Consider the following 24,050-nt stretch of genomic DNA (forward strand, 5'->3'; position numbering starts at 1 on the left):
AGGATGGCTCACAAACAAAAATTAATGGTGGGTAATCCAACCTCGTAAGCCATGCAAATCCTTCTGGCTGTAACATAGTAGAAGATCCACGTTCTACCCCACCTTAAAAATTAAAAATCCGTGTCTTGACAATGGGGTCCACTTTAAAGGCTTTTTGCTAGGAACGTTTTTTGGGAAAACCATTTACCGAAAGAGGAACTGGGTATAATAATAAGCCAGTTCCTCCTGCTTAGTTTGCCCCAGCCCACAGGAGGTGAGTCAGACATGTGGATGTGTTAATCTTATCCGTTCTTCCTAATCAAGTCGTCTACCCCTCTCCATATCTTCCTCGCCTATTCGATTCCTCTATATTCAAACCAATCAAAATCAGCATGCTGGTCACTTTCCGCCCCATTCGAGCTTACATACATTCCGATATAAGCGCCAACGAAGCCCCCGGATATGTCCGTACTTAAAATAGCCCCGTTCACCTTTTCTTTTAGGACATTCATTTGTTCAGGGGATGTTCCATAATAAAAATGATAATCCTGTCCTTGAGCTTCCACTTGTAGAAAAAGTTTACTGGCATTAAGAGCGCTTTTTGCTAGTACCTTTTCCGATCCATCTTCCCTTTTGATTAAGCGAATGACCTTTTGATCCTTCTCCACTGTATATTCCATCCGAAATTGATATTGGTGATTTTGTAATAAAACGAGCCCAGCTACTTCCTCCTCCTTCGTAGGTGCGAACTCCATCACCGTACTTGCTAGAAAATTCATATGTTGTTGTCTTCTCCCAATAAAGGCGGGATTCTTCTCTTCCATAATCGTTTCTTTCTTTAATTTTAAGCGTAAATGTCCAGGTCTTTCTTGTAAAGACCAATAATCTCCACGAGGGGTACGAATAAAATTCCACTCCATTCCTAAATGAGGAGCATCAAAAGAATCGCAAGCCTGTTTGGCAGGCCATTTTTTCTCAGGTAAGTTTGGAAATGGCATTTCCATTTCTACTATTCCTTTACCAGGGTTGATGACAGGCCAATCGTTTTCCCATATAAATGGAACAAGGAAAGATTCTCTTCCAAGATTACGATATGGTCCTCCAAAGGGGCGGGAACCAAGACAGACCATCCACCAATCACCAGCTTGAGTTTGGACGATATCGGCATGACCAATATTCGAGATTGGATAATGCCTGCCCAAATGACGGTGAGTAAGAATAGGATTGGCTTTAGCGCTTTCATAAGGTCCTGTAATCTTTTTGCTTCTAGCCACTGTGACAGCATGGGTAAAACCTGTTCCTCCTTCCGCAATCAGTAAATAGTACCAACCGTTGATTTTATAAAGATGGGGAGCTTCCTGAGCGTGAGCATTTTTTAACGCACCATCCCACAAACTATATGTAGGACCGACTAATTCTTTTTTCTCTAGATCTAATTCTTGTAACCAAATCTCATTATGTTTGAGATGAGTCTGACCTGAAGGAGGTTTACGATTTCCTGTATAATACACCTTACCATCCTCATCGAAAAACAAGGAAGGATCAATCCCTACGGCGGTCTCTAGCCAATTCGGATTAGACCATTGACCTGCTGGATCAGATGCCGTTACATAAAAATTCCGTCTAGCTCCAGTTTTGCTTTCTACGAAAGTTGTGATTATATAAAAGAGACCATCATGATAACGAATGGTTGGGGCATAAATGCCTCTTGAACACGGGGTTCCATCCAAGTCCAATTGAGAGGGGCGATTAAGTACATGACCAATTTGCTGCCAATGGACAAGATCTTTACTATGGAAAATAGGAACTCCAGGAAAATACTCAAATGAAGATGTCACTAAATAATAATCTTCTCCAACTCTACAAATCGATGGATCTGGGTAAAATCCAGGTAGAATTGGATTTTTGAAGGTTTTCAAACTAGACACATCCTTTATTCTTAATTTAATAACTTACAAAAATGGTATAATAATGGATGAATAACGTCTATAATCATTTTCTAACTTTCAAATTGATTACGCTATCTCACACGAAAGACAGTATTTTAAAGCGGTTGCAAAATAAAACATATTCATCTATATTTAATAATATTATGAAAAGTTTGTCACATATTAGCAGAATAGTGATTACTTTTGTTTATTAAGTTTAACAGGGAGTGCCCATAAATGAAAAAAAGCAGAATGTTTTATCAACTATTTATCCCGTTTTTTTTATTGGGGATAAGCCTTGTAGTGGGGTTTAGTATATATATCTACAATTCAACTTACAAGTCAGTAGAACAGAATTTTCTAGATGGTAAGAAAAACTATATAAAGCAAGTGCACGACAATGTTGAGCAAAAAGTCCGAACGATAGAATATGGATATACAGCCTATAGTTCCACATCGAATTTTGGGGAGACTTTAAAAAAAGCATTAACAGAAAAGGATTATGATATTTACCGTGACGTCAAAAAGGAAATGAACTATATTGAAATGATGGGAATTGAAGGTAGTCAGTATGATTTGATTAGTTTGAGTGGAAAATGGGGCATTATGAACGGTTCTTTAATCAAGTTAACAGATAAAGAAATTGATGAGTATAAACATACATATATTGATAATCAAAACAAAAACCTTTTTTGGAAACCTATAGAGGGAAAAAAAGATGGAATAGAAATGGTCGTCACTTTACCGATGTATCAAAAGGAAAAGTTTGCTTTAGGAATGGCAAGTATTCCGCGAAGAAGTATTGATCAAATTGTAAGTGATCAAGATAATTTAGTACAAATATATAACAGCCAAGATCAATTAATTTATTCGAGTAAGAAACAAAAAAATAAGCTTGGAATAAATGGCTATCAGCAATTAAAAGCAATGGCTCATAAAAACGATCAAATCCCGCTGTTTTTTACGACTGAGGATAAGAAACATTATGTGTTTATCAAATCTGATTATAATAAATGGCTTTATTTAGTGGAAATCAATGGGAATGAAATTAGTAGCCTTATCCATAATACACGATTTGGACTTTTTATTTCGTCCATTTTATTAATTCTATTAGTCGCCATTATTTCGTATTACTTAGCGGAATCTTTCCTTCGTCCGCTAAAAAAAATCCAAGAAAAACTTTCAATTGGTGAAATTGGTTATAAAAGAAAGAATGAACTATTTTTACTAGAGGATTCAATTGATCAAATTGTTGGGCAAAATGAAAGGTTGACCGCCCATTTAACTTTACAGAAACCGCAGTTGGAAACATTATTTGTGTTAAGTTTATTTAGAAATCGAATGAATGAAAGCGAAGTCACCTACCGTCTACAGCAATTAGGCTACCATTTCGATGAAGATAAAGTTTTTTATACAGGATTAATTCAAATCGATAATCTTAAAGAACAACAGATAGCGGATAAGAATCTGTTCCTACTAGCCATTAATAATATTGTGGAAGAGATGGTTTCTGACAGAAAACGATTGATGCCGATCGTATTAAATAATGCTACACAGGCAACCATTTTCATATTAAATAGAAAGGACCAGGAAGCTGAGCGTCATTTAATGAAGACTTATGAAGAAATTCAAAAAAAGATAGAAGAAGTTCTTCAAATCACGATTAGTGTTGGAATTAGTCCGCAATATACATCTTTAATGGATAGTGAGAAATCAATGGATTTAGCAATAGAATCCCTTCACTATCGAGTGAACGTAGGTTATGGCGCCATTATTTTCTATGATGATATTGCTCCGATGCTAAATGCCACATCAATCGCAAAATTTCCTGTAGACATACAAAACAAGTTAATGAAAGCGATACGATCTGGTGAGGAAGAAACGGCTACTCAATTAGCGGCTAATCTAGTAGACACAACTTTCCGTTTGAACAAAAATCCAATCAGCCTAGGTGTCACCCTACTTCGCATCATCAATGAGTTAGTGCAATTAGGACAGCTTTTAGCAGTAGAACCAAAAATATTTGAAAATATTAAAAAACTATACCAGGAAGCTACGAATGCCTATGATCCAGAACAAATAAAGCAACTACTAATATATGACTTAATTAAACCTGTTATATCTAGTGCCCAGGATAAAACAGAGCAAGGGTTTAAAGCGATTGCCGAAAACATCGCACTTATAGTTCAAACGGAATATGATCAAGAAATTTCGCTTGATATTATTGCGGATCGTCTGCATTACAGCCCCAATTATCTAAGTAATATTTTCAAAAAAGAATTCGGTGAAAATTTTGTCGATTATTTAATGAATTATCGATTACAAATGGCGAAAAATTTACTGAGAGATACAGATGTGCCGATAAAGGGGATTGCTGAACGTCTAAAATATAGAAACTCACAAAATTTTATTCGCTTTTTTAAAAAGAAATTAGGAAAAACTCCAGGGGAGTACCGAAAAGAATTTCGATATAAATGAATTCTATTACCACGGTTTAATTTAAGTGAGTTGAACAAAGAAAGGGAAAATGTCCGTTAATTGGATAAATCTGAATCTACACGTTCTAGTCGTCGAGAGACTCACAGAATGTGGGTCTCTCGAAAAGCTAAGATAGGTTATCCTTTAACTGATCCTATTAATGCCCCTTTTACAAAATATCTCTGTACAAATGGATAAGCAATCAGCATTGGAACGGTTGCAATCACGATAACAGCCATTTTGATTGATTGAGCGGGAGGGACAACATCTACTGATGAACCATCTGCCTGCATACCACTAGAAACGATCACAATTTGCCGTAATAATATTTGCAACGGCCATTTTGTCGAATCATTAATGTATAGAATCGCTGTCATATAGGTGTTCCAGTATGTGACTGCATAAAATAACGAAATGGTCGCAATCGATGGCAGGGCAAGTGGCAACATAATTTTAAGGAAAATACCAAAATGCGAACATCCATCCATTTTGGCAGATTCCTCCAAACTATCGGGTAAAGCTTGGAAAAAATTCCTCATAATAATTAAGTTGAAAGCATTAATGGCTACTGGAAGAATCAAGGACCAGTAACTATCAATGAGTCCAAAAGCTTTTACAACTAAAAAGGTTGGGATCATACCGCCACTAAAAAGCATGGAAAATACAACAATAAAATTGATATAGTTTCTTCCCCATAGATATCTTCGCGATAGACCGTAGGCCATTAAAGAGGTTAGTACCATGCTTACAAATGTGCCCACACCCGTTATTCCAATCGATACGGCCAGCCCTTTGAAAATCGTAGGAGTAGATAAAATATATTTGTAAGCATCGAATGAAAAAGTAGTAGGAAATAAAATAAACTTTTTAGCAACGACTTCCTGAGTAGAAGCAAAAGAACTTGCAATGACATTTACAAACGGAAGAAAACAAATAAGCGCAATGATAACGAGTATAGTTCCATTTATAAAAGAAAAAAGACGCTCTCCTTTTGAAACGTTCTTCCTAATTGTTCCGTTCACCAATCTTCCTCCTTTTTATCTAAATTCATTGATATAAAACAGAGTATCATTTGCGTTTCATTCCGGCTATAATCATTATCTCTAGTCTAGTAATCATGTAGATTCCACCTATAATCATTTGTTAACAAATCCGAATACAAATGGATTTTTCAGCATTTGTAAGCGCATTAAGAAATGATTATATACGTAACGTACAATATTAAGTATTCTAAGAAAGGAGAAACAGAGAGGAGGAAACAAATGGGGGAGATTGTCAATCAAAAAGATAGTGCTTTACCAACATTATCAAATAAGAAATTAAAAAGCTTGCAGAGAAAAAAGATCTTGAGAAGTATGAAGGTCAATATCCTTTTATATCTGATGATTTTTCCAGGTGTCTTATTTTTTATCATCTTTAAATATTTACCTATGGGTGGTCTTATTATTGCATTTCAAGATTATCAGCCTTATTTAGGTATTTTCGGCAGTCCTTGGGCAGGATGGAAACATTTTATCCGTCTATTCACTGAACCTACTTTCTTTATGTTATTGAAGAATACGCTTATTTTATTTGGTCTGGAACTTGTTATCTTTTTTCCGATTCCGATCATCGTGTCATTAATGCTTAATGAGGTAAAAAATAAGCATTTCAAATCGGGAATCCAAACGATCATTTATATTCCCCATTTTATGTCATGGGTTATTATCGTTTCTATTACCTTTGTTTTATTGAATGTCGATGGCGGCATCATCAATGAACTTTTGGCCATGATGGGGCTAGAAAAGATTGGCTTTCTAACTTCTCCAAATTGGACAAGGCCCGTTTATATCGCTCAAATTATATGGAAAGAATTAGGATGGTCTACAATTATCTATCTAGCGGCTATAACCGCGGTTGATCCACAGTTATATGAAGCAGCTGAAATAGACGGTGCTAGTCGACTTAGAAAAACATGGCATGTTACCTTACCCGCCATTCGATCAGTGATTATTACCTTATTGATTTTGAAAATAGGAAGTACGTTGGATTTAGGCTTTGAACATATGTATCTTCTACTTAACTCTTTGAACCGTTCCGTAGCAGAAATTTTTGACACCTATATATACACAGCTGGTTTGAAAAATGGTCAGTTAAGTTTTAGTACGGCTATTGGCTTATTTAAAGGATTAGTCGGGTTAATATTAGTCATGCTTTCCAATAAACTTGCGAAAAAGTTGGGAGAGGATGGTGTATATTAAAATGAATGAAAGGAGGGTCCATTCTGAAATCGATTGAATATTTAAATCATATTTTGATTCGTATTCTTAATTTAGTGTATGTCAATTTTTTATGGGTATTTTTTACACTTATTGGACTGGGTGTTTTTGGAATTGGCCCTTCAACCTATGCATTAGTCAGTGTTTGCAGACAATGGATTTTGGGGAAGCGGCCGCCAGTGTTTCAAACATTCTGGAAATACTATAAAGAAAGCTTTAAAGAATCAATCATTGTAAGCTTCGTCTATGCTATTATCGGTTTTGTGCTCGTTGTGGATTTAATGCATGTGGTCAATTGGTATATTCGTGTCGCTTTGATTATAGTTTGTTTTATTTATCTATTGTCGCTCACTTATATATATCCAATCATGGCCCAATATGATTGGAAAGGAATTTTCTTTAAAATTAGGATGTCCTTTTTATTTGGCTTTGCTCATTTACAATATTCCCTTGTTCTATTTTTATTTATTGGACTATCTTATTGGATACTGACCCGTTTTTTACCAGGCGTTTTACCTTTTTTCGGTATTAGTTTCTTGTTTTTTACGATTACTTGGATGGCCAATCAAGTGTTTAAAAGAATGGAAATGAAAGAACAATTCAATTCTGATCAAATAATAAAGGAGAATCAAGATGAAAAAAATGCAAGTTTTGAGGTTAGTTAGTATGAGCTTGGCGATTATGCTCATGCTCATTTTAGCAGGGTGTAGTGGATCATCATCGGGAAGTAGTTCTAGCAACGAAGGAAAAGGTCAAAAGGAAGAAATGGAAATTACATGGTTAAATATATTGCATACGGCCTCTCCACCTACTGATACCGTTTTAAATCAAATTGAAAGTAAAACAAATACAAAGATTAAATTTTCTTGGATTCCAGATGCTTCTAAAGAAGAGCGGATTAATACTTCTTTAGCCTCTGATTCATTGGCTGATATCGTCACGCTAACCATTTTAGAAAATTCGTCTGTACGCAACGCATTAAAATCAGGGGTATTTTGGGATGTGGAGAAATATTTGGAGGAGTTTCCAAACTTAAAAGCCATCTCAGAGGATACGCGTGTTTCTGCCTCTATTGATGGGAAAATATATGGGATTCCTTTCCAAAAGGATTTGGCGAGAGGTGGTGTCGTGATCCGGAAAGATTGGTTAGATCATTTAAGTTTATCTGTTCCGAAAACAATGGATGAATTAATGAATGTCGCGAAGGCGTTTACAGAAGATGACCCGGATGGCAATGGTAAAGATGATACAACTGGATTTATTGATCGAAATGTATTATCCCCTAGTTTTAAAACATTAAGTTCTTATTTTGGGACACCGAATAAATGGGAAGTCGACAATGATGGTAATTTTATTGCTGAATTTGAAAGCGATGGGTATATTGAAACGATGGACTATATGAAAACGCTCTATGACAATGGCTGGATTAACAAGGACTTTGCGGTAACAGCTAAAACTGACCAACAAAAAGGTTTTGCAGAGGGGAAAGCTGGTATTTATGTCGGAGCCTTATTTGATAGTAAAAACCTTAAAAACATGGCCAAGGGGATCCAAGATGATATGGAATTGGTTGTAGTGAATGACATCACATCAGAGTCGAATCCTGAGAGGGCCATTTGGGCTGAAGGAAGCAATGGTGTCGGTGGATTACTGGCCTTTCCGCATTCAGAAGTCAAAGACGAAAAAGAATTAAAACGACTTTTAAAATTTATCAATGACTTAATGGATCCGGAAATATACACGTTGATGACGTATGGGATTGAAGGGCGACACTATGAGATTAATGATGATGGTGCCTATGAAATTATCAATCAGGATTTATGGCAGCAAGAGGTTCAACCATTTGCGGCTTCCCGTCCGAAAGAAAGTGGTTATGGTTTAAAAGATTCAGACCCACTTAAAGCAGAGGCAGATAAGCTAATTGCCGAAAATGCTGAATATGCCGTGCTTAACCCTGCGGTCTCACTAGAATCACCAATGTTCACCACGCAAGGGACAGAATTGGAAAAGATTATTATAGATGCTACGTATCAATATATTCTAGGTGAAATCGATCTAGATGGATTTAAGAAAGCGGTTAAAAATTGGAATAAACAAGGGGGAAAAACAATAAAAGAAGAATACAAAGAAGCTTATAAAGCTACTGTAAAATGATCTTGGTGGAGTTTTTTCTGTTGATGATTCGATAGAAAAAACTCCATTTTAAATGCGGCAATCTACCTTGTCAATATTACGGCTCGAAATGTACAGGCTTCCGCTGAATTTATTTATGGATTAGCAGAATTATATGAAGGGAAACCGCAATTCAGGAAGTGGAATGGACAGAGGCGGGATGGTTGAGATTGATGGGAGGCGGGAACGCTCCTTCATCACAGCCATCCTCTTATTTTTAAAATTCTCTTTTCCTATAAAAGGTTAGAGAAATAAAGTATGAGCAAATCAGAACTAATGCTAGCGGGACCAATACAATCCCTAATATTTCTATATCTGATCGGTATTTGAAAAAAGGGATTATATCTTGCCCCAACATCCACTCATTATTTCCAACTAAATAACCTACCAATGCAGTTCCTCCGAATACAAATACGAAAAAAATAATTAAGTTTGCCATTTTTGACTTTAAATAGCCGTGCTTAAAAATTAATGGAAAAGATATCGAGCAAAACAACGTGACAGCAATAATCGCACCCATTAATCCTGTAAAATTAAAGGAAATATTAAGCGGAAGATTTAGTAAGCTTATGATCAAATAGATTAGGTAAAATACAAGCATTGCATACGCAGCATATATATAGATAGACACATATTTAGAAAGAACAATGGTCGTTCTCTTTATAGGAAGACTAATGAGAATGATGTCCCCTTTGTTTTTATCCTCTAATGCATATGCTCCTAATACTAATTGATATGTTATAGTTAAGACACCAATCGTAAGCCCAACAGACCCAATATTTGTGAGGAGCGTGAAAGTAAAAAAGATCATCAATAGAATCGATAATTTCAAAGCTTTTTTTTGCATCAAAATGTCCTTTTTAATAAGATGATACATGATGATCACTCCTTCTTGTGTAAAACACCATAATATCTTCTAGTGTCGGTTTTTCAATCATTACAGTATCGCCAAATTTTTCCATTACCTCTTTTTTATTTCTAGATAATGCTTCAAATCCAAAATCATTTTGCTTTAAACCAATAAAGTTTCCTTCATCATTAGCATTCAGTTGTTTTTTCCTTCCTTTCACAATACAGTATTCCTCTAAGAGTTCGTCCTTGGTTTTGCTCAATATTATTTCCCCATTATGAATGAATGTAATAAAATCGGCAATTTTATCTAAGTCAGAAGTAATGTGGGTCGAAAAGAAAATGGATTTGTTTTCGTCTTGTAATAAAGCTTGTAAAACATCTAATAGTTCAGATCTAGCGAGTGGATCCAATCCTGAAGTGGGTTCATCCATTATTAAAAGTTCAGCATGGTGCGAAAGAGCAATGGCCAAGGAGAATTTCATCTTCATTCCTTTTGACAAATGCTTTATTTCTTTGTTGAAAGGGAGTTCAAAGTCCTTGACATATCTATTAAAAATTCCTTCATCCCATCTACTATAAAACGGACTTATGACATCCTTCATTTCCCTTACGGTCAATTCTTCGCAAAAGTGATTCTCATCATATACGAAACCAATTCTTTCTTTAATCGGAATATTATTTTGCTCGTTGTCTAAACCAAAAACTTTTATTTCACCACTATCTTTCTTTATTAAATTCATAATAAGCTTGATTGTCGTACTTTTTCCGGATCCATTGGGACCAATAAACCCCATTATGTATCCTCTATCAAGGGTCATATTAATGCCTTTTAAAGAAAAATCTTTATAAGCTTTCGATAAATTGGTAATCTCCAAAATCTTATTCATCTTTACCACCCCTCATATATTATTTTGAGCATATCTTGCAGTTCTTCTAAAGTTAACCCCACCAGTTTTGCCGTATTAATTGCTTCTGTCATTTTTTCTTCGACCATTTTTACTTTGGCTTCACGAAACATTTCCTTGTTAATCGCTGCAACATATGACCCCTTTCCAGCAACGGTAACGATAAATCCTTCCTTTTCGAGCTCATCATAGGCTCTTTTGGCTGTAATAACACTGATCCTTAGTTCCTTAGCTAGATTCCTAATGGAAGGTAGAGGCTGGGACTCTAACAGCTCTCCCTTTACAATTTGTTCTTTTAATTGATTGACTAATTGTAAGTAAATTGGCTCATCCGTAGAATTTGAAATAATAATATTCACTACATAACAACCCTCTATTCGTTATATCCGTATATATACAGTATATACAGATATAGCGGAAATGTCAATCTCATACAAGATTGTTTACCTTGAAATAATATAATGTTTATTTTACAGTTTTATCCTAAATCAAATAACTTACACAATAATCAAATATAAACAAAAGTAATCAAATAATGTTATAATAACGGCAAAAGTAAATGAAGAGAAATGGAAGGGTTTTCAAAAATACGGTAACGGCAAATGAAACGGGGGATACAATGAAATCGCTTTTTCGTTCTTTGTCCATTAAAGCCAAAATGTTTTTCACATTTGCAGGTGCTTACACTGTAATGATTACCATTATTGGTGTAGCCATCTATATAAGTAATGTCAATCAAATGAAGAATCAGACATACTCACTGTCGAAAGTGTTATCAGCGCAATTTTCGAGAACGGTAGATTTGTATTTCCAAGATATTGAACGATTATCTCTAGCTATTTTTACAGATTCCTATATACAAGAGGCTTTGTCAAACTATGAGGGGCAAAGTCTGAATGAAGATGTTATGATTCGGAATAGTCTGTATCCTAGATTATTTAACCAGGCCTACCCACATTCAGGAATTGAGGGGATCACCATTTATACCAATGAGGGAACATCTTTTTATTATGAAAAAAGCGGTGGTATGGAAATAAATAATGAGCCGATGGAAAAAGAATGGATGGCTTTCCTTAATCATCAGAAAAAGGATGTATTTTCCTTGCTTCCTTCTAAACAAATTTCGATGAAAAATGGGGATAGAAAATGGATCGTATCACTTGTACGCAATATCTACAATATACCACAGCGTAAAAAGATCGGGTCTTTAAAAATTGATATTAATATAGATGTTTTTGAAAAACTATTAGAAATTGAGAATGTGGAAGAGTTAGAAAACCATTTACGTATTCTTGTGTTATCTGAAAATCAAACCGTTATCTATGATCATATGAATAAACGAACAGGTGAACAACAAATAGGACTTAATTTACTGCAGACAAGAGGGGATCAGTCCAAAACAGAACCGTTGAACTGGGGAACAAAATCTTATTTATATACAAACGATTACTCTAGCTTCACAAATTGGGACACCATTGTTTTAATAGATAATGAATTTCTTCAATACGAACGAAATCAAATAATGCTATTTATTGGGATTAGTGGGCTTGTCGCAATCTCTATCATCGCCTTTATTTCCTATCTTCTTTCTCATCATATTGCAAAGCCCTATATCAAACTAATGAAGAAGATGAAACGCGTAGAGGAAGGTGATTTAACGGAACGAATGGAACTGATCGGGAATACAGAAATTGATGTAATGACACGAGTCTATAATAATATGTTAGATAGTATTAATCAATTGATAACGGGCGTATATGAATCCACCTTAGCGGAGAAAAACGCAAAGATATCAGCCTTGCAGTCACAAATAAACCCACACTTTCTTTATAATACCTTAAACGTAATGAAATCGATTAGTCGTGTCAAAGGAGTTGAAGAGGTTGCAGAGATCTCTGAGTCACTTGCAGATTTATTTAAGTATAGCATGAGAGATTTAGATAAGCAGGTTCACTTATTCGAAGAATTAAATCATATTGATAATTATATGAAAATTCAATCTCATCGTTTTAAAGATCGATTTACATTAGAACAGTGGGTCTCAGATGAAGCAAAACAGGCAAGGATTCCAAAATTATTAATACAACCACTTGTAGAGAATGCAGTAACGCATGGTCTACGAGATAAGAGAAAAGGGGGTGTGATTCAATTAAATGCTTATGAAAATAACGATCAATTGATGATTGAAGTATGTGATAATGGTATAGGTATGACAGCGCAAACTTTGGAAAAAGTGAAGAAAAAGCTTAATAGTAGAATAGTAGATTCAGAGGGTGGAGGTCTTGGGTTACATAATATTGCCCAGCGAATGAAGCTAATGTATGGCCATCATTTTGGGATAGAGATGGAAAGTAGAGAGAATATTGGGACAAGGGTCCAAATCGTATTACCTTTTCAAACCAATAAAGTCTAGGATGAGGAGGTCAAGAATATGATATTTTTTATTGTGGAAGATGAGTACTGGGCATTATTAGAGCTGAAAACGTTGCTAAAGAAATATCAAAATGAGCATACAATCTATTTTTATGATAATGGTGAAGATGCTTGTGAGGAAGTGCCCATATACAAGCCAGACCTGATTGTGACAGATATTACGATGCCAGGGATGGATGGGTTAAAATTGGTTCAAAAAGTAAAGGGAATGGATCCCAAGATTAAATGTATTCTACTAACTGTCCATGATACTTTTGATTATGCAAAAAAAGGGATCCAGTTAGGCGTTGTCGATTATTTACTCAAACCAATTAAAAAAGAAGCCCTCTATAAAGTGATGGATCATACAATAGATGATATCAAAAAAAATAAGCAAGATATGGCTGAAAAAGAAGTTTGGGCAATTAATCATTTATTATTGCAGCCATTACGGAAAAGTAACCATGATCTAGAAACGTTTGAGAGACAACCTTTGTTTCTAGTATACTTATTATTTGGAAATTGGAATGCTCCTGTGAGTGGGGATCATTTAAATATGGATGTGACTGAATTTAAAAGGGAAGTAGGAATAAGTCTGGAGACTTGGCTCCTTCCGTTGGATCAACAAAGAAAGTTAGTATTAATTGCCGGTGAGAATGATCAGTATTTTATTGACTTCGTATTATCTAGCTTGTTTCGTTACTTTAAAGGAAAAGAACAGGTTCATATTAGTTATATTAAAAAAAATGAGGACCACAGATTAAGTGAAGCTTATCATCAAGTCCATCAGCTACTGGATAAATATAAGCGATTCGGAGAATCTTCTATCATTATAAATGATCAAGAAAATCAAAAGGATATAAGTATGTTTTGGACGACTGTTAGAGTTATTGAGAGGCAAATCCAACAAGGGGAATTGGCTTCTATAAACTTACAAATAAAAATCTTAATAAAGCAAATAAAAGAACGAAGGATCTCGCAAAGACAACTATTTCGCTTTTTGTCGGATATGTACTATGCGCTCATTTATAAACTACAACAAACAACAAATTCTATCATTCAAATGAATGGAATAGAGGAAACTTTTGCCAAGCTGGATTGTTTCGTTACATTTGAAGAGTTAGAAGATTGGATGGGAGAACTTATAACAAGAATTGCAGAGGCCTTTTCATCAGGGGGCATTGCACCCAAGCATTTGATTCCAAAAGTAAGGGATTGGATAGAAAAATCATTTGCTGACAATATTACCTTTCAACAGTTTGCGGATGAGCACCATGTAAGCGTAAGTTACTTATCTAGAGAGTTTAAACAACAAACAAAGATGACTTTTTCTGAGTATTTGATGAATTATCGTATTCGGAAAGCACAGGAATTATTTGAGAATGGGGTAGAGCGAACGGTTGATGTCGGATCTTTAGTTGGCTATCACGATCCCAAACATTTTCGAATGGTTTTTAAAAGGATAACGGGGATGACACCAAGAGAATATAAAAAACGGATTAAAACCAATTTGTAAAGATTTGCCCCCTATATTGTTAAAAATATAGGTTTATTCCATTTGAAAGCGCTTTTATAATGAAGAAGAAATGAAATTGAAGGGGGTAGAATGTGTGGAACTATTTAAGAATAAAAGTCTATTACTTGGATTATCGGTTTTACTACTAGTTATTATGGCAGCATGTAGTAAGGACTCAGACTCTAAGCCAAATGGGGAAAATACAGACGGAGATTCAGAAACTACCTTAACTTTCCTCATAGGTAACCAAGCAGTGTTAGATGGAATCGAAGCGGTAGCAGAAGATATTAAGGAGAAGTATAATATTACAACTGAAATTGAATTACGACCTGGCGGGTCGGAAGGGGATAATATAGTAAAAACACGTTTGGCAACTGGGGAGATGACAGATTTAAACATGTACAACTCTGGCTCTCTACTGAAAGCTTTAAATCCGAAGGAATATTTTGTTGATTTATCTGGAGAGCCATTTATCGATCGTCTAAATGATGCCTTTGTTGAAACAGTTTCAGTGGGAGATGCTATATACGGTATTCCTGGTGAATCAAGTAACGCTGGAGGATGGATGTATAATAAATCCATTTATGAAGAACTGGGTTTAGAGGTCCCTCATACGTGGGAACAATTAATGGAAAATAATGAAATTATTAAAAAGGCCGGTAAAATTCCCGTTATTGCATCGTATAAAGATACGTATACTTCCCAAGTAATATTACTAGGAGACTATTACAATGTGCATACGGAAATGCCAGAATTTGCGGAGCAGTATACGGCCAATAAAGCAAAATTTGCCGACACTCCGATTGCCCTGCGTGGATTTGAAAAGATACAAGAATTACAAAAAGCAGGCTATTACAATGATGAAGAATCATCAACCTCTTATGAAGATGCATTGGAGATGTTAGCAACTGGAGAGGCAGCACATTACCCAATGATTACATCGGCATTATCTGCCATCAATTCAAATTATCCAGATCAGATCGACAATATCGGTTTCTTTGGTCAACCAGGTGATGACCCTGACAACCATGGAATGACAGCTTGGATGCCAGGGGGAATTTATATTAATAAAGAATCTAAGCATGTGGACGCAGCCAAAAAGTGGGTAGAATACTTTGTTTCTGATGAGGGGTTAGAAACATATATGTCTGTTATGAAGGCTGATGGACCTTATATGGTTGAAGGGATAGAACTTCCGGATGATTCCTACGAAGCAGTGAAGGACATGATCACATATATTGATTCTGGAAAAGTCGCATCAGCGCTTGAATTTTATTCTCCACTGAAAGGGCCCAATTTAGAACAAATTACAGTAGAAGTTGGACTAAATATGGTGTCGCCCAAAGAAGGGGCGGAAAAATATGATCGTGATGTTGAAAGACAAGCACAACAATTAAATCTGGAGGGTTGGTAAGTATAAATTGGTTCTAAAAGAAAGCCCTTGTTAAACGATGAGATAACAAGGGTTTTTAAAGGAGTGGGAAAATGAAGGTAAATAAAATTTATAGCTATACCTTGCTCATACCAGCAGCATTGATTTATGCCCTATTCTTTCTCTATCCTACGGTTATGTCATTTTTCTTCAGCTTTACAAGATGGACTTTAACAGATTGGGAATGGATTGGTTTAGAAAATTTTAAAATGTTTTTTGAAGAATCTTCTTTGATGATTGGCTTTAAAAATACCTTTATTTTTGCCTTTCTCACAGCGGGATTAAAAGTGATTTTTGGTTTGACTTTTGCCGTGTTATTAACATCTAAAATGAAAACAAAAAGTTTTTTACGTTCAATGGTTTTCTTTCCCACATTAGTTAGTACGATTGCAGTTGGAATCGCGTTTAGTGTACTTATGCATCCGTCGAAAGGTTTGATCAATACAGCTTTGTCTTTGATTGGGGTGCATGGGCCGGATTGGTTAGGGAATCCCGATTTGGCCTTGCTATCTGTTGCACTTGTAGATGTTTGGAAAGGAGTAGGGATCGCAACGGTGATCTTTATCGCAGGGATGATGTCCATTCCGAAAGATTACTATGAAGCCCATCAAATTGATGGTGGTAATAATTTAAATGCTTTTTGGTATATCACTTTACCTTTATCAAGACCAGCCATTAATGCGGTGATTCTCTTAGCATTAATAGGAGGTTTACGAACCTTTGATTTAGTTTGGGCGATGACAGGTGGAGGACCGGGATTTAGCTCTGATTTAATTGCTTCTATTATTTATAAACAATACCAAGCTGGCTTTTACGGTTTGTCTACAGCAGGTAACGTCATTTTATTTCTACTTGTTGCGGTGATTGTGTTCCCGATCTTTAAGTTTTTGAACCGAAAAGAGGTGGACCTATGAGTCAACAGGAAATTTTACAAAAAGGAAAACCTGTCACTCCACAAAAAACAGCTAGAAATAAAAAAGGCCTTATAAGCATGGTTGTTGAAGGAATCGTGATATTGATTTGTTCGGTAGCTTTTTTAGTCCCGTTTTACTTCATTATCGTCAATTCCATGAAAACAAGCCAAGAAGCCGCAAAATTATCCATTTCATGGCCAACAGAATTTAGAATTCTGGAAAACCTTCAAGAAGTATTAACGGCTCGGGATAATATGTTACTATTAGCCTTTTTTAATAGTACTGTGATTACTGTTTCTTCTATTCTTATCCTATTGGTTGTTTGTTCGATGGCTGCTTTTATTTTGCAACGCCGGAAAGGTAAAACGATTTCAATCGCTAGTGCCGTCTTTTTATCTGGCTTAATGATACCACCGGCTGTTGTGCCAACTATTTGGGTACTTGAACAGTTTCATTTATTTAAAACGTTTCCTGGAATTATACTCGTGATGGTTGCCATATCGATTCCTTTTTCCATTGTTCTATATACTAGTTTTGTAGCAACCATCCCAAAAGAAATCGACGAAGCCGCAATTATTGATGGATGTGGCGGGTTCCGCCTGTTTTTTAACATTATTTTCCCAATGTTAAAACCCATTCACTCAACCGTCATCATTTTGAATGCTGTACAGATTTTTAATGATTTTGTTCATCCACTTTACTTCTTCCCGGGGGCGGATAATGCAACTGTACAACTAACGTTATATAATTTTATGAGTATGTATAATACTTCCTGGAATCTGTTATTTGCGAATGTATTATTAATTACCATTCCGCCATTTATTTTGTTCTTAATCTTTAGTGAAAAAATTGTTGCTGGAATGACATCTGGAGCTGTCAAGGGATAATATGTAGAAAAGAGGGATAGAATGCTAGAAATATATGATTTGCGCTGTGAATATAAGGTGAACCCAATTGGGATAGATGTAAAAAATCCAAGGATTAGTTGGAAAATAAAGGCAGGCGTACGAAATGTCATGCAACAAAGCTATCAAATTCAAGTAGCTGAAAAGCAGGCATTTTCTAAGATTGTATGGGATTCTGGTGAAATTTTGTCGAATCAAAGTAATCATATCGCATTGGATGAATTAAAACTGGTGTCTAGACATCGTTATTATTTTCGCGTTCGAATAAAGACTCAAAATGGCAGACAAACAGATTGGTCTGAACCAAGCTATTTTGAAATGGGTTTATTACATTCAACAGAATGGGAAGGAGAATGGATTGCTCCACCAAATTCTCTTAATGGGGAACCATGTCCAAAGTTTGCACGCACATTTTCCATTAATAGGAAAGTGAAAAAGGCAAGAATTTATGCAACAGCCTTAGGCTTATATGAATTATCTTTGAATGGAGAGCGTGTTGGCGATGCTTATTTCACACCAGGTTGGACTAGTTATCAGTCACGGTTACAATACCAAACGTATGATGTGACTGAACTTCTAAAGTCCGGAGAAAACGAGTGGACTGCTTTACTTGGGAATGGTTGGTATAAAGGAAATCTTGGTTGGGAGGACAATGATAACATCTGCGGTGATCGACTTGCATTGCTTGCCCAGCTACATGTGGAATTGGAAGATGGCACTGAAATGACTGTTAAGACTTGTGAAGATTGGAAAGTAACAAGTAGTCCAATCATGATGTCAGAGATTTATCATGGAGAAAAATATGATGCAAGAATCAAAGACCATGTTTGGGAACATGTAGAAGTCATCCAAAAATCAAAGGACATGTTAGTTGCCCAAGAAAATGAACCTGTCCGGAAAATAGAATCGTTAAAGCCAATAGAATTGATCGAAACGCCAAATGGGGAGACTGTGTTGGATTTTGGTCAAAATATGGTAGGTTGGGTAACCTTCGATATTGAAGGAGGAAAAGGACAAGAGGTTGAAATTCGCCATGCTGAGGTATTAGATAAAAATGGAAATTTTTATACAGCTAATTTACGAAAAGCTAAACAAACGAATCGATATATTCTTAATGGTAATGGAAAGGAAAGCTTTGAACCACATTTTTCCTTTCAAGGATTCCGTTATATTCAATTAATCGGTTTTACAAAAGAACAAATAAAATTAGAGAACTTCCAAGGAATTGTTCTACACTCTGATATGGAAATGACAGGAAATTTCCAATGCTCAGATCCTTTAATAAATCAGTTACAACATAATATTTTATGGGGCCTGAAAGGGAACTTTTTAGATGTTCCAACGGACTGCCCACAGCGCGATGAACGATTGGGATGGACAGGGGATGCACAAATGTTTATCCGAACGGCCAGTTATTTAGCTAATGTTGCACCATTTTTCACGAAATGGTTACGTGATCTAAAAGCGGAACAAGATGAAGAAGGAGGGATTCCTTTTGTCGTGCCCAATGTTTTAGGGGGAGAACAAGATTTGGACGCTGATGATAGACCCTTTAGTGCCGCAGCATGGGGAGATGCCGCTGTGATTTGTCCATGGACAATCTACATTGCCTATGGGGATAAGCGAATTTTAGCAGAACAATACGAAAGTATGAAAGCATGGATTTCCTATATAAAAAGTCAAGGGGATGATCCTTATTTATGGAATACAGGTTTTCATTTTGGTGATTGGTTAGCGCTGGATTCGAAACCAGATAGTTATATTGGTGCTACAGATAAATCTTATATTGCTACGGCTTTTTATGCTTACTCTACTTCTTTGGTAAAAAAGACAGCTAAAATCTTAGGTCAAGATGAAGATTATGCCTACTTTCAGGATTTGGAACAAAAGGTGATTAAGGCCTTCCTGATTGAGTTTGTTACTCCAAATGGTCGATTAGCTGTTTCTACTCAAACTGCTCAAATACTGGCATTGATGTTCCAACTATTAGAAGGAAAGCCAAAGGAAAGAGCAATTGAAAAGCTTTCTGAGTTACTTAAGGAAAGTGATTATCATTTAACAACCGGTTTTGTCGGAACACCATATTTAAATCATGTCTTGACAGAAAATGGGATGAATGATATTGCCTATACATTGCTCTTCCAAAAAGACTATCCCTCATGGCTGTACCAAATCACGAAAGGTGCAACAACCATTTGGGAACATTGGGATGGTATTAAGGAAGATGGGACGTTTTGGAGTGCGGATATGAATTCCTTTAACCATTATGCCTATGGGGCAATAGGGGACTGGCTTTACCGTAAAGTAGCTGGGATAGAATTGAATGAAGAAAAACCAGGATTTAGACAATTTACGATAAAGCCTTATATAGGAGAAGGATTAGAGTGGGCTGAAGCAAATTTGGAATCCATTTACGGGCCTATCCGTAGCTATTGGAAAAAAGACGCATCAGGAAATACGAGATTGGAAGTAACGGTTCCTGCAAATACTACAGCGACGATTAGTTTAATAGGTGCAAAAAAAGACAACATAAAAGAAAATGGTTCAGCGTTAGATACTGTCGATGGTATTGTGGATGTAACCAAAGAACCAAATAGAGTAGACATTACGGTAATGTCAGGTAGTTATATTTTTACTTATTAAATTGTGTATTAATCGTATACTATTTTTATCAAGTATCTAAGTTTATGGAAATTAAAGTCTCCGCTGTTTAAAAGTGGGGACTTTTTTAATAAAAAGGGGTATTTGGATTATTGTGTGGATAATATATAAGCATTTCATATTGTGTAAGTTTAAAATAAAGTCGTACAGTTTGTAAACAAGATGTACCGTTTGTAAAGTTGCACCGTTTCATTCCTTTTCGATCAAAGAATTCTAAGTAATTTTTAATCAAACTATTTTGCAAAATGGAATGTTCATTCAAAAAGAAAAGAATCCATCTTTTTTCAAAATGGATTCTTTTTTTCCAAAAAGTAATTAAATCCTACTACTGCTATTGTGGATTAACTTGTTTTCCCAGTCTCCGTTCTGTATCGTTGCAACATTAAATATCTAATTTGCGAGTACTAAGCGCTTTTACCATTTCAGGGTCGCGATGTGAGAAGAACAAACTTTCCTTCTGATCTAATGTAGCAATCTTGTTCATGTCTTCTTGAGTTAATTCGAAGTCAAAGATATTGAAATTTTTCACTATTCTTTCCTTACGAACTGACTTCGGAATGGCAATAACGCCTCTTTGTATCAGCCAACGCAAAACGACTTGGGCCACGGACTTATTATGCCTTTCAGCTATAAATAATAACGTCTCGTTTTGGAACATATTATTTTTTCCTTCAGCAAATGGTCCCCAAGACTCTATCTGTACACTATTTTCTTTCATAAATGCAGCATTTTCTATTTGTTGATGGAATGGGTGTGTTTCTACTTGGTTGACTGCAGGAGTTACTTCATTATGGACGATTATATCCATTAGACGATCCTCCTGGAAATTACTCACGCCAATTGCTCTTACTTTCCCTTCTCGGTACAATTCCTCCATTGCACGCCAAGAACCGTGTACATCACCATAAGGCTGATGAATTAAATACAAATCTAAATAATCTAATTGCAATCTTTTTAGTGAATGATCAAATGCCTTCTTTGTGTTTTCATAACCAGTATCCTGAACCCAGAGTTTCGTAGTAATAAATAATTCTTCTCTTGGCACACCACTTCGTTGAATCGCTCTGCCAACTGCTTCTTCATTTAAATAAGAGGCTGCAGTATCAATTAGGCGATAGCCTGCCATAATAGCGTCGTATACTGCTTGTTCACATTCTTGCTCATCTTGAATCTGAAATACACCAAAGCCTAATATCGGCATCTCTACACCATTGTTTAATTTTATCTTTTGCATAAAAAATCCTCCTCGTATTCGTTAATTTATTGCTCAATTTACGTAGCGTAACCATTTGCTAATAGAGCGGCTATTATTTTTCCTAAAATCAATATTTTCATGTCATTCCCATTTGTCGTGGCTCTTCCATTTTTTCCATTGGTTTAGCTGGTTTTACGAATAAAACGATGAACGAGATGAATATCACACTAACACAAAGCCAGTTTACGTAACGAAATCCTGCCAACTCTGCACCAAAGCCACCCATTAAATTCCCGCCTAATCTACCAAGAGTGGAAGCGTTGGCATAAAGTGTTGCAGCAACCCCAGCTGAATCGGGGAGGAAATCCGAAAAATAACTTAGACCATTGCCCGTAACCACTGCGATAAACGTGGCTTGGAGAATTTGTGCGGCAATCAGTTGCCATGAGGCCGTTGCTATTCCCAAGACCGTAAAATAAAGAATTCCAACCAGGCAACTCATAATCACGATAGTTTGATTAGATAATTTTTTGCTCAATGCTCCAAAGGTCAGCATAATAGGGATTTCCAATCCGGCACATAATCCGACCATTAAACCTACATCTGCATGTGTTCCATTTAATTCATGAATGATCAGTAATGGTGTGTTCATACTATTGACAGCAACAACTGAAAACAGCAATATAAATGCAAAGAATGGAAGAAATAACCGCTTAGTCTCTACAGAAAATAAGGTTGGTTTCTGTACCTTTGGTTTAGGTGTATTAGCCATTTTCCGTTTTGGTAAGAAAAAATAAACAAGAGCACTAAGTAAGATAAAGATAGTTGTTGTTCCAAGAAAAAGACCGTTATAACCAAAAGCAGCGAGTAACACCGTTCCAATCAGCGGGCCAATTAAAAAACCCAATGAAAATAGGGAACGCAAGGTGGACTTGGCAAACGTTTTGTCATCGGATTGACTTTCAGTTGCTAATTCATGTGCATAGGCAAACATCTGCGGCATGGCTGCTGCACCCAGTCCATTAAAAAAGCTAACTGAAAGCAATAGACCTAAAAACGAATCAAATAAAAGATAGGACGAATAGCCACAAGCTGAAGAAAACATTGCTGCCAAAATAAGCCATTTTCGATCCATGCCGTTGTCCGAATAATTGGCAATCATCGTATTAGCGATAACCCCAGTTAGCGAGCTGATAGCCATAAATACGCCAAAAGCTCCGGTACTCATACCGATGACACTCGTACCGTAGATGGAAAGATAGGGCATTGTAATGGAAACACTCGTGCCAATTAACAGCATGCATATAATAAAGAGGCCAAAATGTTTAATTTGAAAAAGCTGTTTAAATCGGCTAAACAACACCTCAACTCCTTAATTGATAAATCGCTTCCTTTTTATCTCCAACCAATTCTAAAGATTACATTACTTTTAAGTTGGCAACGCATCGAACCAAATAACTCGATGCTTATTTTTATAATTGATCGAACCATTCGTCATCGACCGGTTCGAACCAATTTGTTTCACCTGGCGTAATGGCTAAGTGTACAAACCAACTATCTTTTGTTGCACCATGCCAATGTTTTACATGCGGTGGGATATTTACTACATCTCCCTTTTTAAGTAGTTGGGCAGATTTGCCTTCTTCTTGATACCAACCCTCTCCACCAGTAACTAACAGAACTTGCCCCACTTTATGGGAGTGCCAGCTATTACGAGCACTCGGAGCAAAAGTTACATTTCCGATTGGCGCATTTAGTGGCGTCTTATCAGTAAATACCATGTGTAAGTATGCGTCACCGATAAAGTTTCCCTCCACTTTTTCTCCTAATGGAAAGATGGTACTATTGCTTAACTCATCATGTGCCATATTTAATCCCCCTTTTTGTTAATCATTAAAGATTTCTTTTGCAATGTTAAATGTTGACCAAGCTTTGGGCCAGCCAACATAAAACGCAAGATGGGTGATGATTTCCGAAATTTCCTCTTTCGTTACTCCATTTTTCTTCGCTTTTTGAAGATGTGCAGTCAACTGTTCAAAGTTTCCACCAGAAATTAATGCCGAAACTGTAATCATACTGCGGTCACGTGGAGAGAGTTCCTTCTCTCTTGACCAAACCTCACCGAATAATACATCATCATTAAGTTCAGCAAATTTTGGCGCGAAATTTCCCAGATTATCTCTTCCCGCTGTTTGCTTTTCCGTCATTTTTATCATTCCTTTCTTTTTTTTGATTACATGACAGAAGAAATGTCTTTTTTACATGATTAAGACAAGATCTTCAACGGTTATATTATTTATCTGTAGATTTATTATGTAACATGTGAGATAGCAAGCGGTAGCCTATTCTTGTCAAATGATTGCCTATTCTTCTCATTGCCATTTACATAACGGAGAAATATACCTTACAATATTATTAAAGTGAAGGAAACAAGGAGGATCCT

General features: G+C 36.1%; 19 protein-coding genes. 10 read left to right on the forward strand and 9 right to left on the reverse strand.

Annotation, left to right across the window (positions count from 1 at the left end; translation table 11 throughout):
- Positions 1-332: 332 nt before the first annotated feature.
- The gene (locus MUB24_RS20380; protein ID WP_244707363.1) at positions 333-1,898 is read right to left on the reverse strand and encodes a glycoside hydrolase family 43 protein; all 1,566 of its coding nucleotides are present in this window, start codon (positions 1,896-1,898) and stop codon (positions 333-335) included.
- 246 nt (positions 1,899-2,144) lie between these two features.
- On the opposite strand from MUB24_RS20380, the gene MUB24_RS20385 reads away from it, so the two are divergent.
- Positions 2,145-4,385 carry a helix-turn-helix domain-containing protein gene (locus MUB24_RS20385; protein WP_244707364.1) on the forward strand — a complete coding sequence of 747 codons (2,241 nt, stop codon included), beginning with the start codon at positions 2,145-2,147 and terminating at the stop codon, positions 4,383-4,385.
- Positions 4,386-4,522: 137 nt separating this feature from the next.
- On the opposite strand, the gene MUB24_RS20390 is transcribed toward MUB24_RS20385, so the two are convergent.
- The gene (locus tag MUB24_RS20390) at positions 4,523-5,407 is read right to left on the reverse strand and encodes a carbohydrate ABC transporter permease (protein ID WP_313898482.1); all 885 of its coding nucleotides are present in this window, start codon (positions 5,405-5,407) and stop codon (positions 4,523-4,525) included.
- A 333-nt stretch (positions 5,408-5,740) separates the two neighbouring features.
- Here MUB24_RS20390 and MUB24_RS20395 point away from each other — a divergent pair, with 333 nt between their 5' ends.
- The 3 genes from MUB24_RS20395 to MUB24_RS20405 are packed head-to-tail and all read left to right on the forward strand — an operon-like array spanning position 5,741 to position 8,797.
- Positions 5,741-6,625, forward strand: coding sequence for an ABC transporter permease (locus MUB24_RS20395; protein WP_244707387.1), 885 nt, complete (start codon positions 5,741-5,743; stop codon positions 6,623-6,625).
- 5 nt (positions 6,626-6,630) lie between these two features.
- Complete coding sequence (locus MUB24_RS20400; protein WP_244707365.1) at positions 6,631-7,308, forward strand: YesL family protein; 678 nt, start codon at positions 6,631-6,633, stop codon at positions 7,306-7,308.
- Positions 7,277-8,797, forward strand: a complete 1,521-nt coding sequence (locus tag MUB24_RS20405; RefSeq protein WP_244707366.1) for an extracellular solute-binding protein — start codon at positions 7,277-7,279, stop codon at positions 8,795-8,797. The genes MUB24_RS20400 and MUB24_RS20405 overlap by 32 nt, the downstream gene beginning before the upstream one ends.
- 235 nt (positions 8,798-9,032) lie before the next feature.
- Here MUB24_RS20405 and MUB24_RS20410 read toward each other — a convergent pair whose 3' ends face one another.
- The 3 genes from MUB24_RS20410 to MUB24_RS20420 are packed head-to-tail and all read right to left on the reverse strand — an operon-like array spanning position 9,033 to position 10,931.
- Complete coding sequence (locus MUB24_RS20410; RefSeq protein WP_244707367.1) at positions 9,033-9,692, reverse strand: ABC-2 transporter permease; 660 nt, start codon at positions 9,690-9,692, stop codon at positions 9,033-9,035.
- Entirely contained in the window at positions 9,676-10,554 is an 879-nt protein-coding gene (locus MUB24_RS20415; protein ID WP_244707368.1) for an ABC transporter ATP-binding protein, read from the reverse strand. The genes MUB24_RS20410 and MUB24_RS20415 overlap by 17 nt, the downstream gene beginning before the upstream one ends.
- A 2-nt stretch (positions 10,555-10,556) precedes the next feature.
- Positions 10,557-10,931: a GntR family transcriptional regulator gene (locus MUB24_RS20420; protein ID WP_244707369.1), complete on the reverse strand. Its 375-nt coding sequence runs from the start codon at positions 10,929-10,931 to the stop codon at positions 10,557-10,559.
- A gap of 260 nt (positions 10,932-11,191) precedes the next feature.
- Here MUB24_RS20420 and MUB24_RS20425 point away from each other — a divergent pair, with 260 nt between their 5' ends.
- The 6 genes from MUB24_RS20425 to MUB24_RS20450 all read left to right on the forward strand — a co-directional run bounded on the left by MUB24_RS20425 (position 11,192) and on the right by MUB24_RS20450 (position 20,394).
- Positions 11,192-12,985 carry a cache domain-containing sensor histidine kinase gene (locus tag MUB24_RS20425; protein ID WP_244707370.1) on the forward strand — a complete coding sequence of 598 codons (1,794 nt, stop codon included), beginning with the start codon at positions 11,192-11,194 and terminating at the stop codon, positions 12,983-12,985.
- 18 nt (positions 12,986-13,003) lie between these two features.
- A complete protein-coding gene (locus MUB24_RS20430; protein WP_244707371.1) occupies positions 13,004-14,500 on the forward strand; it encodes a response regulator in 1,497 nt (498 codons plus the stop codon).
- Between the two features lie 94 nt (positions 14,501-14,594).
- Positions 14,595-15,914 (forward strand): ABC transporter substrate-binding protein, encoded by a 1,320-nt coding sequence (locus tag MUB24_RS20435; RefSeq protein ID WP_244707372.1) that lies wholly within the window; start codon positions 14,595-14,597, stop codon positions 15,912-15,914.
- 71 nt (positions 15,915-15,985) lie between these two features.
- A complete protein-coding gene (locus tag MUB24_RS20440; RefSeq protein WP_244707373.1) occupies positions 15,986-16,846 on the forward strand; it encodes a carbohydrate ABC transporter permease in 861 nt (286 codons plus the stop codon).
- Positions 16,843-17,733 (forward strand): carbohydrate ABC transporter permease, encoded by an 891-nt coding sequence (locus MUB24_RS20445; RefSeq protein ID WP_244707374.1) that lies wholly within the window; start codon positions 16,843-16,845, stop codon positions 17,731-17,733. The genes MUB24_RS20440 and MUB24_RS20445 overlap by 4 nt, the downstream gene beginning before the upstream one ends.
- A 21-nt stretch (positions 17,734-17,754) precedes the next feature.
- Positions 17,755-20,394 (forward strand): alpha-L-rhamnosidase, encoded by a 2,640-nt coding sequence (locus MUB24_RS20450; protein ID WP_244707375.1) that lies wholly within the window; start codon positions 17,755-17,757, stop codon positions 20,392-20,394.
- A gap of 400 nt (positions 20,395-20,794) precedes the next feature.
- On the opposite strand, the gene MUB24_RS20455 is transcribed toward MUB24_RS20450, so the two are convergent.
- The 4 genes from MUB24_RS20455 to MUB24_RS20470 all read right to left on the reverse strand — a co-directional run bounded on the left by MUB24_RS20455 (position 20,795) and on the right by MUB24_RS20470 (position 23,814).
- Positions 20,795-21,646, reverse strand: a complete 852-nt coding sequence (locus tag MUB24_RS20455; RefSeq protein ID WP_244707376.1) for an aldo/keto reductase — start codon at positions 21,644-21,646, stop codon at positions 20,795-20,797.
- Between the two features lie 97 nt (positions 21,647-21,743).
- Entirely contained in the window at positions 21,744-22,967 is a 1,224-nt protein-coding gene (locus MUB24_RS20460; RefSeq protein WP_244707377.1) for a sugar efflux transporter, read from the reverse strand.
- Between the two features lie 112 nt (positions 22,968-23,079).
- Positions 23,080-23,475 (reverse strand): cupin domain-containing protein, encoded by a 396-nt coding sequence (locus tag MUB24_RS20465; protein ID WP_244707378.1) that lies wholly within the window; start codon positions 23,473-23,475, stop codon positions 23,080-23,082.
- Positions 23,476-23,493: 18 nt separating this feature from the next.
- Positions 23,494-23,814 (reverse strand): carboxymuconolactone decarboxylase family protein, encoded by a 321-nt coding sequence (locus tag MUB24_RS20470; RefSeq protein WP_244707379.1) that lies wholly within the window; start codon positions 23,812-23,814, stop codon positions 23,494-23,496.
- Positions 23,815-24,050: the final 236 nt, after the last annotated feature.

The sequence above is a fragment of the Lederbergia sp. NSJ-179 genome (assembly GCF_022867885.1).
In the GTDB taxonomy this organism is placed as follows: Bacteria; Bacillota; Bacilli; order Bacillales; family Bacillaceae_C; genus Lederbergia.

What these genes read in the sequence shown, in the direction of transcription:
- MUB24_RS20385 (WP_244707364.1), top strand. Translation starts at nt 2,145, where the DNA reads ATGAAAAAAAGCAGAATGTTTTATCAACTATTTATCCCGTTTTTTTTA.
- MUB24_RS20395 (WP_244707387.1), top strand. Translation starts at nt 5,741, where the DNA reads ATGAAGGTCAATATCCTTTTATATCTGATGATTTTTCCAGGTGTCTTA.
- MUB24_RS20400 (WP_244707365.1), top strand. Translation starts at nt 6,631, where the DNA reads ATGAAAGGAGGGTCCATTCTGAAATCGATTGAATATTTAAATCATATT.
- MUB24_RS20405 (WP_244707366.1), top strand. Translation starts at nt 7,277, where the DNA reads ATGAAAAAAATGCAAGTTTTGAGGTTAGTTAGTATGAGCTTGGCGATT.
- MUB24_RS20410 (WP_244707367.1), bottom strand. Translation starts at nt 9,692, where the DNA reads ATGTATCATCTTATTAAAAAGGACATTTTGATGCAAAAAAAAGCTTTG.
- MUB24_RS20415 (WP_244707368.1), bottom strand. Translation starts at nt 10,554, where the DNA reads ATGAATAAGATTTTGGAGATTACCAATTTATCGAAAGCTTATAAAGAT.
- MUB24_RS20425 (WP_244707370.1), top strand. Translation starts at nt 11,192, where the DNA reads ATGAAATCGCTTTTTCGTTCTTTGTCCATTAAAGCCAAAATGTTTTTC.
- MUB24_RS20430 (WP_244707371.1), top strand. Translation starts at nt 13,004, where the DNA reads ATGATATTTTTTATTGTGGAAGATGAGTACTGGGCATTATTAGAGCTG.
- MUB24_RS20440 (WP_244707373.1), top strand. Translation starts at nt 15,986, where the DNA reads ATGAAGGTAAATAAAATTTATAGCTATACCTTGCTCATACCAGCAGCA.
- MUB24_RS20445 (WP_244707374.1), top strand. Translation starts at nt 16,843, where the DNA reads ATGAGTCAACAGGAAATTTTACAAAAAGGAAAACCTGTCACTCCACAA.
- MUB24_RS20450 (WP_244707375.1), top strand. Translation starts at nt 17,755, where the DNA reads ATGCTAGAAATATATGATTTGCGCTGTGAATATAAGGTGAACCCAATT.
- MUB24_RS20455 (WP_244707376.1), bottom strand. Translation starts at nt 21,646, where the DNA reads ATGCAAAAGATAAAATTAAACAATGGTGTAGAGATGCCGATATTAGGC.
- MUB24_RS20465 (WP_244707378.1), bottom strand. Translation starts at nt 23,475, where the DNA reads ATGGCACATGATGAGTTAAGCAATAGTACCATCTTTCCATTAGGAGAA.
- MUB24_RS20470 (WP_244707379.1), bottom strand. Translation starts at nt 23,814, where the DNA reads ATGACGGAAAAGCAAACAGCGGGAAGAGATAATCTGGGAAATTTCGCG.